Below are 12,179 nucleotides of genomic sequence, written 5' to 3' on the forward strand. Positions count from 1 at the left end.
ATCGACGAAGAGAACGAGTGGTTGTTCCACTAAACTTCCCCAAAAAACTATTTATTTACGTCAACAGGTGAGCATTCAATCCTGAAACATGCTCCTTGTTTTTGTTCTACATAGCGCAACTTGGCCCGATTGGCCTCGCAGAAACTATGTGATAAGTATAATCCTAAACCAGTTCCACTAATTTCGGTACTAAAAAATGGTTGAAACAGGTAGCGAATATCATGTGAAGCCACGCCGCTGCCATAATCTTTGACATCCATATAGACCGTGTCCTGCTGGCGATAAAGTTGCAGTTCAATCGGATGATCCGGCGCATTGTGGCGCTGGGCATTACGGATCAGGTTAATCAGCACCTGACGCAGCTGGGATTCATCAAACAGAATCTGCAGAGGTTCGGGCTGGCTGACCTGAATCTGGCTGGCCAGATCGGCCAGATCATCCTGGATCAGCTGCGGAATAAAACGCGCCAGATCAATCTGCACCGGTGTGGTTTCCTTATTTTTCACCATGCTCAGGGTGTCATCAATGATCTTGTCAATGCGCTGCGACTGCTTGTCAATCATCTGGCTCAGCATCTGCTGCTGATCGGTATCGCTGCCAGCCAGCAGGCGATTGGCCTGGACAATGGCCGCCAGCGGATTACGGATTTCATGGGCAATACTGGCCGAAAGCTGGCCCAGTGCTGCCAGTTTCAGTTGCTGTACACGCTGGTTGATTTGCCGTGCATCCTGCAGCACCAGCAAGGTTAAGGTCTGCTGCGGCACCACCAGCTTTTGTACCTGAATCTGGATCAGGAAATGACTGAGCTGCGATTCAAACTGGAATTTTTCGCCGTTAGAGAGCTGGTCAAACTGCAATAATTGAAATAGGTCGGGCTGTACTTTATACAGTGGATATTTGTCGAAAGCATACAGCGGATTAATACCCAGCAAATGGCAGGCGGCCGGATTACTGACCATAATATGGCAGTTTTCATCCAGCACCAGATAGCCCATATCGGTCTGTTCCAGAATATAGCGGTTAATATTCTTTAGCCGGTTCAGTTCCAGTGATTGGGAAAAGTTCAGGTGCTCCAGAATCTGGAAACGGCGGACGGCAATCTGGCCAAAACGGTAAATAATAAAAAACAGGAACGAGAGCAGGGCACTTTGCCCGATGCGATCCAGAGAGGAAAAATCCAGTAATGTGCCAACAAAATGCTGATAGGTGACACAAATCATTGCCACCAGGGTAATGAACAGCGCCTTGCTTTTTTCCAGCAATAACGTCGCGGCGAAAATCGCAATCACAAACAGCAGGCTTAAATGCAGGCTCGGTCCATCCAGCGCAAAGGTCAGGCTGCTGAGCACCAGTACATCAACACTGAAAATCAGCGTGAGTTGTAGCGGAATCCTGTGCCGGACATAGCGAAAATACAGCAGCTGGGCACAGCTAAAAATAAAATACAGCACCAGACTGGCGGCATACAGCCGTGGATGCTGATAATCATGATTGAGAGTTTGAGTGGTGAGTAAATAAATCAGCAGCAAACAGAAGGCAATTATCAGCCGATACGCCCCGTACCATAGCCCGAGATGGTACTGGTTCAGTTCAGCTTGCGTACGGCGGATATCCATGAGGCTTAAACCTCTTAAGGTTTAATTAATCCGTAGCGAATGGCCAGATGGGTCAGTTTGACATCACTGTCGATATTCAGTTTTTCAAAAATACGGTAGCGATAGGTGTTTACGGTTTTCACGCTGACGAACAGCTTGTCAGCAATTTCCTGCGCGCTAATACAGTTCACCACCATCATTGCCACCTGCATTTCACGTTCCGACAGGCTGTCGAACGGTGATTGCTGGGTGTCTGACAGGTAGGAACTGGCCAGTTGCTCGGCAATATCGGCACTAAAATATTTACCGCCCTGCATGACTTTTTTAATGGCACGCACCATTTCCGAGACAGGTGCACCTTTGGTGATATAGCCTTTGGCACCGGCTTTGAGTAATAAAGAAGGATAGGGTTCTTCGGCCAGACCACTGACCGCCAATACCTTGGTTTCCGGGGCAGTCTGTAATAAACGGCGCGTGGTTTCCACCCCGCCAATGCCCGGCATGTTCACGTCAAGCAGGACCACATTGGGATGATGCTGGCGCACCAGATTAATGGCTTCTTCCCCAGATTCAGCTTGTCCAATGACCTGAACATCGGTGTGGTCTTCGAGCATACGGCAGATGCCGGTACGAACCAATTCATGATCATCTACCACTAAAACTGTGATCACCTAGACTCTCCCTCTCACTAAAATCATCTTTTTTGTTACATATAGCAAAATTAGCTTGCAATCAACCGACAAAATTGGCCATCCTATTCTTAACCTAAAGTGAAAAATTCTGCACAATGTCGGAGGCTAAAATTGGTTCCGTGCTGTGTTGTAAATGTAAGGCATATTTGAGGTAATACGCAAATGTATCTTACCTCCCTGAGTTGAGTAAGCAATAGTGAAAAATTCTAAGAAGTTATTAATGCATGTGCTGGGAGCATCGGTTCTGCTCGGCATGAGTTCAGTCAGTACTGCTGAAATCGTCATGAACCCTTCCTCGGGGAGTAACGCCCAGGCAACGCTAAGCTGGTCATCTGAAGAGGCCAATCAGCTGCTGAATGGCGATGTGATGACCACCGCCACGACTTCTGTGACCGAGCAGGTGGTGGAACCGTCACCACAAGGCTCAACCAAAATTACCACCACGGTACGCAGTTCCAGCACACCGGCGCCCGCCAGCACGGTCAGTAGAACCAGCCCGATTCTGGATACTGCATCCTATAGCAACCAGCCCACTGTTAACGCACGTGCCGCACTGGTGATGGATGCCAATACCGGTGAAGTGCTGTACAGTAAAAATACCAATACCGCGTTGCCGATTGCTTCAATTACCAAAGTGATGACTGCGGTAGTGACGGCGGATGCGCGTTTAAATATGTCTGAGCAAATTACCTTGCAGCAGATTGATTTTGCCGGTGCAGCAGGCAAGAACTCGAGTTCGACCCTGCGTGTGGGCGACAAGATGAACCGTGCTGAAGCCTTATTATTTGCCTTAATGAAATCAGAAAACCCGGCCGCAGCAGCGCTGGCGCGTACCTATCCAGGTGGACGCAGTGCGTTCGTGGCTGCCATGAACAACAAAGCGCGTGAGCTGGGCATGCATTCGACCCGCTTTACCGAATCGACCGGTTTGGACCCACGCAATGTATCATCGGCGCGTGATTTAGGTATTCTGGTCAGTACCGCGTCACAATATGGCCTGATTCGCCAGTTTTCGACCACGCCAAGCTATGACTTTAACCTAGGTTATCGGGTGCTGAAATCGAACAATACCAATTCGCTGGTGCGTAATGGTGGCTGGAATATTAACCTGTCTAAAACCGGCTTTATTAATGAAGCAGGGCGTTGTCTGGTGATGCACACCACTTTAAATTCACGTCCGGCGGTGGTGATTATTTTAGGGGCCAGCAATACCCAGGCGCGTAATAACGATGCCACCCGTTTAATGTCCTGGACCAGCCAGTTACCAAAACGGATTTAAGCTGAACTGTTCTGTGCGAAATCGTGCAGAACTTAAAACCTCAGCCATAAAAAAATCCCTGCATGAGCAGGGATTTTTGTTTCAAACCGGAATTATTGATCCATGTTTGAAAGGATAGAATCACGAACCTGATCCATGGTAGCGTCAATCGACAGCATCACCGCATCCTGGCACTGTTTCATTGCAGTGTCTGGGTCTTTCAGACCGTTACCAGTAACAGTACATACAATTACTGAACCTTCTGCAATTTTACCGGCTTTAATGTCACGCATCGCGCCGCCAATGGATGCTGCAGATGCAGGCTCAACAAATACGCCTTCGTACATGGACAGCATGCGCTGAGCTTCCAGAATTTCCGCATCGGTCAGTTCATCGAACCAGCCTTGTGAATCACGAACTACAGCTTTGGCATGGTTCCAGCTTTGCGGGTTACCAATACGGATTGCAGTGGCTACAGTTTCCGGGTTTTCAACTGGCGCACCACGTAAGAATGGCGCAGCGCCAGAGGCTTGATAACCGACCATAACTGGTAAACCTTCCGGTTTTGGACCAGTAAAGGCATCCGTTGCCGCATCATAAACTACTTGTTCAAATTGGTCTGCAGGCTGGTTAGCCACAGCTTCGGTATAACCCATCCAGTGTGCAGTGATGTTGCCCGCGTTACCAACTGGCAGGCAGTGGTAGTCTGGTGCACGGCCGAGTTCATCCACGATTTCGTAGGCAATGGTCTTTTGACCTTGCAGACGGTACGGGTTGATCGAGTTTACGATGGTTACAGGAGCCTGATCGGCCACTTCTTTCACCAGACGCATACCATCGTCAAAGTTACCACGAATTTGCATGGTGATGGCACCGTACATCATGGCCTGTGCCATTTTACCCATAGCAATTTTGCCTTCAGGAATCAGCACAAACGCTTTGATACCAGCACGCGCTGCATAGGCTGCTGCCGCTGCAGAAGTGTTACCGGTAGAGGCACAGATAATGGCTTTTGAACCTTCTTCAACCGCTTTGGTTACGGCCATGGTCATACCACGGTCTTTAAATGAACCTGTCGGGTTTAAGCCTTCATACTTCACATAAATTTCAACGTTCTTGCCAATAATACGTGGAATGTTCTCAAGCTTGATTAGCGGGGTATTCCCTTCACCGAGAGAGATTGCACGTGTAGTTGCAGACACTGGTAAACGGTCACGATAACGGTCAACTAAACCAGTATAACGATTGGCATTCGACATGATGATGTTCCAATTGTGTGTAGAGCTTGGCAAGGGGAAATATTCCCCTTGACCCGATTAATTATCAAGCGATTCTAAACGAATTCGTACAATTTCGCCATGAATCACAGGCAAAGCTTGAATTTGTTGTAACGCTTCATCCATTTTTGATTCCTGAACTGGGTCAGTCAGAATCACGATAGGAATAAGGTCTTTTAAGCGAGATTGCTGCATGATGGCATCAATACTGATACCGGCACGGCTTAAAATGGTGGTGACATCGGCCAGTACACCGGTCTGGTCTTCGGCATTAATGCGAATATAGTAACCCGTGGTCATCTGTTCACGGCTTAAAATTGGCAGGTCAGTTAAGGCTTCGAAGGCCAGTTGCGGAATTGTACCTGCGCCATCTTCGGTATAGGAGATGTCACGGACAATATCGACCACGTCAGCAACCACTGCTGAAGCGGTTGGGCCTGCACCGGCACCGGCGCCATAATACAGGGTTGGACCGACTGCATTGGCCTGCACCAGCACTGCATTTTTCACGCCATTTACATTGGCAATCAGTTCTTCTTCAGGAATCAGGGTTGGATGCACACGTAGTTCAATGCCGGCATCGGTACGGCGTGCAATTCCTAAATGCTTGATACGGAAACCTAAATCTTCGGCATATTTGACATCTTGCGCGGTAATTTTGCTAATGCCTTCGGTATACACCTTGTCAAATTGCAGCGGAATACCAAATGCACATGAGGCTAAGATAGTCAGCTTGTGTGCTGCATCAATACCTTCAACGTCGAAGGTTGGATCGGCTTCGGCATAACCCAGCTCTTGCGCTTCTTTCAGCACATCGGCAAAGGCACGGCCTTTTTCACGCATTTCGCTTAAGATGAAGTTACCGGTACCGTTAATGATACCCGCCAGCCATTCAATCTTGTTCGCGGCCAGACCTTCACGAATCACCTTGATGATTGGAATACCACCAGCTACCGCAGCTTCATAAGCGATCTGAACGGCATGATCATCCGCGGCTTTAAACAGTTCGTTGCCGTGTTCAGCCAGCAAGGCCTTGTTTGCGGTGACAATATGTTTGCCGTGTTTCATCGCTTCCATAATGACTTCATATGCAGGATGAATCCCACCCATGACTTCAACCACGACATCTACATCCGGTTGACGCACGATATCCAGCAGGTCCGAGCTTTGTTTGACCGTTTCTGGCAGGTTCAGGTCTGGACGCGGACGACGGGTGCCGACATAGGTAATTTCAATTTCACGACCGGTGCGACGTTTAATCTCAGCAGCATTTTCTTTTAATAGTTTAAGGGCACCACCACCCACAGTACCAAGACCGAGGATTGCCAGACGAACTGGTTTCACGTCACACTCCATATTTAATCAATTTTAAGCGAGCTTAGATCATAGCTAAAAAAAGCTGAAGACTCTAGCGTAGAAATCACTTTCTCTTGATCTATAAAAAACAGTAATTTAACCCATTAAAATTAGTTATTTAAACGCTTCAGCAATTCGCTTGGCGACAGATAACCACCAAGGTAAACCCCGTCTGCACTATAGATTGCCGGGGTACCGTTCACCCCAATATTCAGACCCAGCTGATAGTGTTCACGTACTGGCGTTTTGCAGCTCGCGGCAGGCAGTTCAGCACCGGCAATGGCCTGATCAAAAGCCGCATGGCGGTCTTGGCTACACCAGACGCTTTCCATGGCCGGAATAAACTGTTCACCACGTGGCCAGGCAATATAGCGCACTTCAATGCCTTTGCTGTTCAGCTCATCCATATGTTCATGCAGCTTGTGGCAGTATGGACAGCTGACATCGGTAAACACATAAATGACGTGTTTGGTTTCGCCCTTGGCTTTATAGATCAGCAGGTCCTGCTCTTTCAGGCTGGCAAAAATCTGTTTATTGGTGCCGGCTTGCAGGCTCTCACCGACGTTATGTAGCTGTTTGTCGCCTAAACGGATCACATCACCTTGGAAAATGTATTTGCCATCGCTGGTGGCATAGACCGCAGACATGCCTTCCAGGCTGACCCAGTACAGATTGGGAACTTCCGTGGTTTTAACTTCCGTGATTTTGGCCTGAATGCCAGCAGTTTTAAAATGCTGTTCCAGGGTTTTGACCAGACGCTGCTGGGCATTACGTTCAGAAAGGGTAGAGGCTTCCCCGGTTGCCGGTGCACTGGCCGTAAGCGTGGTTTGTTTTTTCTCATCATTATTGCTCGAGCATGCCGTCAGGCCCAGGCCTGCAGCAAGTGTCATGGCCATTACAATTTTCGCGCGGGTAAATGTCATTGCTAACCCTTTTCTTATCGATATAAAAACAAGGAGGCTAGCATAACAAAAAAAAATGACCGATCGAAAACTTCTTGGTCGTATTTCGGCAGTGCGCTTAAGCGCGAGGGTGATGAGTCGCGTGCAGCTGCTGCATGCGAATCTGCGCGACATGGGTATAAATTTGTGTGGTCGACAGGTCGCTATGCCCCAGCAGCATTTGCACCACGCGCAGGTCTGCGCCATGATTGAGCAGATGCGTGGCAAAGGCGTGGCGCAAGGTATGCGGTGATAATTCGGCCTGAATTCCGGCCTGTAGCGCATAGCGTTTAATTGCATACCAGAAGTTCTGCCGGCTCATGATGCCGCCATGCTGGGTCAGGAATAAATAATCAGTGCTGGTTTTATACAGCTGCGGCCGCGCCTCTTGCAGATAGTGTTCTACCCATTCACAGGCGACTTGGCCCAAAGGTACCAGACGTTCTTTATTGCCTTTACCGACAATGCGCAAATAACCCTGTTTCAGGTTAATCAGCTCCAGACGCAAATTCAGCAATTCAGAGACACGTAAACCACAGGCATACAGTACTTCAAACATGGCCCGGTCGCGCAGACCCAGTGCTGTATTGACATCCGGTGCCTGAATTAGCGCTTCAACATCGGCTTCGGACAGATCTTTGGGCAAGGCCCGGCCCAGTTTTGGGGTTTTATGTGCGGCGACCGGATTGTCGGCGCGCAGTTTCTGTTCACGCAGAAATTTATAAAAAGCCCTTAAGGCCGATAGGCAGCGGGCAATCGAACGTGGGCTTTTTTGCTGTTTGGTCAATTCAATCAGGACATCGGAAATATCATCATGACTCCAGTCCAGCATCGAACTGGGCACGCAGGCACTGCATAACATTAAGTCGGACAGATAGGCATTGCGGGTATGTGGACTGACGGTTTGTGCTACTAGATGATCGCGAAAGCCCTGCAAATAGCTTAAATGTTCCGGAATGGTGACAGGTGCAGGAATGCGGGGCTTTTTATTGAGCATGTGGATCACTTTAATTTAAGAATTCGATCAAGATCATTGGAATTCTCCAATGTAGAGTAATTTTTCCGGGCTGTCGATGTGATATAAGAACGGAAACGTAATCAATCCTTATTTGTTAATTATTCTCATTTGTTTGTATACTATTTAAAAGAGCTTAGGAATTTCACAGTGCGTTTATCAGAGTTAAAGGTAAAGCAGACGGCCATTATCCGCCAGATTATCCGGCAGGATGAGGGGGGCGAGTCACACAATGACTTGGTGGCCAGCCGTCTGGAAACATTGGGGTTTGTGCCGGGCACGCGCGTTCAGGTCATTACCAAAGGTGTTTTTGGCGGGGACCCGATTCTGATTCAGGTCGGTTTTACCCGTTTTGCCTTACGCAAAAATGAAGCAGAGAAAATTGAAATTGAAGATGGAGTCACTACATGAGTGATGCCTTACGTATTGCCCTTGTAGGGAATCCTAACTGCGGTAAAACCTCATTATTCAACCATTTAACTGGTACACGCCAGAAAGTTGCCAACTATGCCGGCGTAACGGTCGAACGTAAAGTTGGTCATTTTAATTTACCTTCAGGCAAGCCGGTACGGGTGCTGGATTTACCTGGCACTTATAGCTTGAATGCTGCCAGCCCGGACGAAGCCATTACCCGTGATGTGGTACAGGGCAAACTGGCAGAAGAAGGCCAGCAGGATGCTTTCCTGTGTGTGGTTGATGCCACCAATCTGAAGCTGCATCTGGGTCTGGTACTGGAAATGATTGAACTGGGTCGTCCAATGTTGCTGGTGCTGAACATGATGGACGAAGCGCGTCGTCGTGGCATGCAGATCAACACCCAGAAACTGTCTGAGCGCCTCGGTGTGCCGGTGGTAGAAACCGTGGCCGTGCGCCGTTCCGGGATTGAAAACCTGATGAATGCGCTGGATCAGGGTAAATATGCGCTGCCACATACCGAATTGACCGGTCTGAAAGGCGATGCCCATCAGAAGGTCGAAACCCTGCTGAATGATGTGGTGCAATACGTCGATCAGGAAGATAAACGTTCCGATTTCCTCGATAAGGTGTTCCTGCATCCGGTGCTGGGTCTGGTCAGTCTGGCGGTCATGATGTTTATCATTTTCCAGGCGGTCTTTGCCTGGGCAGCCCCATTTATGGACGGGATTGAAACCTTCTTTGGCTGGCTGGGTGAAGTGATTGGTGGCAGTATTGCTCATCCTTTACTGAACAGTCTGGTGGTGGACGGGATTATTGCCGGTGCCGGTGGTGTGGTGGTGTTCCTGCCGCAAATTCTGATTCTGTTCTTCTTTATTCTGGTTCTGGAAGAATCGGGTTATTTACCGCGTGCCGCATTCTTGCTGGATAAACTGATGTTTAAAGCCGGTTTAAGTGGCCGTGCCTTTATTCCGTTATTGTCCAGCTTTGCCTGCGCGATTCCGGGGATTATGGCAACGCGCAGTATCAGCGACCCGCGTGACCGTTTAACCACTATTTTTGTGGCACCGCTGATGACCTGTTCCGCGCGTTTACCGGTGTATGCGCTGTTAATTGCCGCCTTTATTCCGGAACAAACGGTATGGGGCCTGTTTAACCTGCAGGGTCTGGTGCTGTTTGCGCTGTATATGGCTGGTATTTTAAGTGCGCTAGGCGTGTCTTTTGTGCTGAAGTTTTTCCAGAAAGACAAATCCGATCACATGCTGTTGATGGAACTGCCAAGTTACCGTTTCCCGGACATCAAAAACGTCTGGATTGGGTTGCTGGATCGCGCCCGAATCTTCCTGAAACGGGTCGGTGGCATCATCTTTGCCCTGTCGATTCTGCTCTGGTTCTTGTGTACCTTCCCGCAGCCGCCAGAAGGCGCGACCATGCCGGCGATTGATTATACCTTTGCCGGGATGCTGGGCCATATCATGCAGCCAATTTTTGCCCCACTGGGCTTTAACTGGCAGATCTGTATTGCCTTGATTCCAGCAATGGCAGCCCGTGAAGTGGTGGTGGCTGCACTGGGTACCATTTACGCCCTGTCAGGGGATGAAGATGCCATGGCCGATGGTCTGGCCAGCATCATCAGCAGCGGTGGTGACTTGGGCTGGTCATTGGCGACCGGTTTATCGCTACTGGTCTGGTTTATTTATGCGCCGCACTGTCTGGCGACGCTGGCCACGGTACGCCGTGAAACGGCATCGTGGAAAACAGTGGGCTTTATGACCGTGTATCTGTTTGGTCTGGCCTATTTGATGTCATTCCTGACCTATCAGATTGCATCAAACCTGTTGGCTTAAGCCGAAACAAAAAAAGGAGACTGAAATGATTGAAGTATTGATTGTGGCGGTATTGGTGATGTGGAGCACGCTGGTGGTCTTCAAAAAGGTATTCCCGAAGACTTCAAATTCAGTCTTTCTGAAGTTGTCGGATGCCTGTACGGCAAAAGGCTGGCACACGCTGGGCAAATGGTTCAGACCGAAAATGGCTGCCGGTTGTGGTGGTGGCTGTGATTGTCCGGTGTCGGAGCAGGCCAGCAAGAAAACTGAAGTACAAGGGGTCAAGTGGAAGTAAGCCCTTGAGCATCAAAAAAGCCGTCATCTCTATGACGGCTTTTTTACGCACTGACACAAAATTTTTTCCAGAAACTGCAAACAGAAAAAGCATTCAAAACCCCAAAGTGCTAACATTTCCGCAGTTTAAAATCCAAATCATTGATGGAGCTCAAATGTTAATACAACGCGGTGGATTAAAAGTTGTGGCAGGTCTTGGCATTTCAGGTGTTGCAGCAGTCAACTTCTTGCATGATCAGGGCTACCGCGTTGCCGTAACAGACTCTCGAGCGACACCCCCCGGCTATGACCAGATTCCGGCCGAGGTTCAGACCAGTTTTGGCCAGTTTGACCAGGAACTGCTGTTGTCTGCTGAAGAAATTATCATCAGTCCGGGGCTTGATCCAAAACTGCCAGAAATTCAGGCGGCAATGGCACAGGGCATTCCGGTGGTCAGTGAAATCCAGATTTTACGCCGTGCCACTGACAAGCCAATTGTGGCCATTACCGGTTCCAATGCCAAAAGTACCGTAACCACACTAATTGGCCTGATGGCTGCCGATGCTGGCAAGAAGGTCGCGGTTGGGGGCAATCTGGGCCGTCCAGCGCTGGATTTAACCAAAGATGATCCGGAGCTGTATATTCTGGAACTTTCCAGCTTTCAGTTAGAAACCACGTCAAACCTGAATGCTGAAGTGGCGGTGGTGCTGAACATGAGTGAAGACCATCTGGACCGTCATGGTGACATGCTCGGTTATCACACCGCCAAACACCGTATTTTCCAGGGCGTGAAACAGGTGGTGTATAACCGTGATGATGCACTGACCCGTCCGCTGGTGCCAGATACCACCCCTATGCAGAGCTTTGGCCTGAACGCACCAGATATCAACCAGTTCGGTATTTTAAAAGAAACAGATGGCACCATTTGGCTGGCGCGTGGCCGTGAACGTCTGCTGAAAAGCAGCGACATGTATATTCAGGGTACGCATAATATTGCCAATGCCTTGGCCTGTCTGGCGCTGGGTGAAGCGATTGGCCTGCCGATGGACAGCATGCTGAACACCTTAAAAAGCTTTAAAGGTCTGGAGCATCGCTGTGAATTCGTCGAAGAGGTCGCAGGCGTGCGTTATTATAACGACTCCAAAGGCACCAATATTGGTGCCACCCTTGCGGCACTGGAAGGCTTGGGTGCAGCAATTCAGCCGTATGGTGGTCAGGTGGCCATTATTTTAGGCGGGCAGGGCAAAGGCCAGGACTTTAAGGCACTGCGTCAGGCGCTCAGTCAATATGCCAAACTGGCAGTGTTGATTGGTGAAGATGCCGCACTCATTGAAGCGGCAGTACAGGGCACTACCACGCTGCTCCATGCCGACAGTCTGCAACAGGCGGTCACACTGTGCCAGCAGCATACCCAGCCGCAGGATGTCGTGTTATTGTCACCTGCATGTGCAAGTTTTGATATGTTCTCGGGCTATCCGGAACGTGGTCGTCAGTTCGTGACTTATGTCAACGAACTTGGTCAAGAATAATAA

Annotated in this window: 11 protein-coding genes; 5 read left to right on the forward strand and 6 right to left on the reverse strand. The window is 49.2% G+C overall.

All coding sequences use genetic code 11. The features are described 5' to 3' along the window. Positions 1–47 precede the first annotated feature (47 nt). Together FTU54_RS04170 and FTU54_RS04175 are read right to left on the reverse strand one after the other, a co-directional pair. Positions 48–1,616, reverse strand: coding sequence for a PAS domain-containing sensor histidine kinase (locus FTU54_RS04170; protein WP_104489117.1), 1,569 nt, complete (start codon positions 1,614–1,616; stop codon positions 48–50). A 14-nt stretch (positions 1,617–1,630) separates the two neighbouring features. Next, on the reverse strand, positions 1,631–2,266 hold the full coding sequence (locus FTU54_RS04175) for a response regulator (RefSeq protein WP_005181577.1): 636 nt from the start codon (positions 2,264–2,266) through the stop codon (positions 1,631–1,633). A gap of 217 nt (positions 2,267–2,483) precedes the next feature. Here FTU54_RS04175 and FTU54_RS04180 point away from each other — a divergent pair, with 217 nt between their 5' ends. Beyond that, the gene (locus FTU54_RS04180; RefSeq protein WP_127799456.1) at positions 2,484–3,566 is read left to right on the forward strand and encodes a serine hydrolase; all 1,083 of its coding nucleotides are present in this window, start codon (positions 2,484–2,486) and stop codon (positions 3,564–3,566) included. A 92-nt stretch (positions 3,567–3,658) separates the two neighbouring features. Here FTU54_RS04180 and thrC read toward each other — a convergent pair whose 3' ends face one another. From thrC to xerD, 4 genes are all read right to left on the reverse strand, one after another. Continuing rightward, positions 3,659–4,804, reverse strand: a complete 1,146-nt coding sequence (gene thrC / locus FTU54_RS04185) for a threonine synthase (RefSeq protein WP_005181581.1) — start codon at positions 4,802–4,804, stop codon at positions 3,659–3,661. A gap of 57 nt (positions 4,805–4,861) precedes the next feature. Continuing rightward, positions 4,862–6,166: a homoserine dehydrogenase gene (locus FTU54_RS04190; RefSeq protein WP_016659702.1), complete on the reverse strand. Its 1,305-nt coding sequence runs from the start codon at positions 6,164–6,166 to the stop codon at positions 4,862–4,864. Positions 6,167–6,288: 122 nt separating this feature from the next. After that, entirely contained in the window at positions 6,289–7,101 is an 813-nt protein-coding gene (locus tag FTU54_RS04195) for a DsbC family protein (protein WP_104473377.1), read from the reverse strand. A gap of 97 nt (positions 7,102–7,198) precedes the next feature. Beyond that, the gene (xerD, locus tag FTU54_RS04200) at positions 7,199–8,116 is read right to left on the reverse strand and encodes a site-specific tyrosine recombinase XerD (RefSeq protein WP_005181586.1); all 918 of its coding nucleotides are present in this window, start codon (positions 8,114–8,116) and stop codon (positions 7,199–7,201) included. A gap of 168 nt (positions 8,117–8,284) precedes the next feature. Between xerD and FTU54_RS04205 the strand changes: the two genes are divergently transcribed. From FTU54_RS04205 to murD, 4 genes are all read left to right on the forward strand, one after another. Then, positions 8,285–8,545 (forward strand): FeoA family protein, encoded by a 261-nt coding sequence (locus FTU54_RS04205; RefSeq protein ID WP_005181588.1) that lies wholly within the window; start codon positions 8,285–8,287, stop codon positions 8,543–8,545. Further along, positions 8,542–10,395: a ferrous iron transporter B gene (locus FTU54_RS04210; protein ID WP_104487721.1), complete on the forward strand. Its 1,854-nt coding sequence runs from the start codon at positions 8,542–8,544 to the stop codon at positions 10,393–10,395. Before FTU54_RS04205 ends, FTU54_RS04210 begins: the two co-directional genes overlap by 4 nt. Before the next feature lie 25 nt (positions 10,396–10,420). Next, positions 10,421–10,669: a DUF6587 family protein gene (locus FTU54_RS04215; protein WP_016659699.1), complete on the forward strand. Its 249-nt coding sequence runs from the start codon at positions 10,421–10,423 to the stop codon at positions 10,667–10,669. 154 nt (positions 10,670–10,823) lie between these two features. After that, positions 10,824–12,176 (forward strand): UDP-N-acetylmuramoyl-L-alanine--D-glutamate ligase, encoded by a 1,353-nt coding sequence (gene murD, locus FTU54_RS04220; protein WP_160243609.1) that lies wholly within the window; start codon positions 10,824–10,826, stop codon positions 12,174–12,176. Positions 12,177–12,179 lie beyond the last annotated feature (3 nt).

This window comes from Acinetobacter sp. YH12116 (assembly GCF_013418895.1).
Taxonomy (GTDB): Bacteria; Pseudomonadota; Gammaproteobacteria; order Pseudomonadales; family Moraxellaceae; genus Acinetobacter; species Acinetobacter indicus.

Coding starts and splice junctions, on each gene's coding strand:
- murD (WP_160243609.1), top strand. CDS start 10,824: ATGTTAATACAACGCGGTGGATTAAAAGTTGTGGCAGGTCTTGGCATT.
- thrC (WP_005181581.1), bottom strand. CDS start 4,804: ATGTCGAATGCCAATCGTTATACTGGTTTAGTTGACCGTTATCGTGAC.
- FTU54_RS04215 (WP_016659699.1), top strand. CDS start 10,421: ATGATTGAAGTATTGATTGTGGCGGTATTGGTGATGTGGAGCACGCTG.
- FTU54_RS04210 (WP_104487721.1), top strand. CDS start 8,542: ATGAGTGATGCCTTACGTATTGCCCTTGTAGGGAATCCTAACTGCGGT.
- FTU54_RS04195 (WP_104473377.1), bottom strand. CDS start 7,101: ATGACATTTACCCGCGCGAAAATTGTAATGGCCATGACACTTGCTGCA.
- xerD (WP_005181586.1), bottom strand. CDS start 8,116: ATGCTCAATAAAAAGCCCCGCATTCCTGCACCTGTCACCATTCCGGAA.
- FTU54_RS04170 (WP_104489117.1), bottom strand. CDS start 1,616: ATGGATATCCGCCGTACGCAAGCTGAACTGAACCAGTACCATCTCGGG.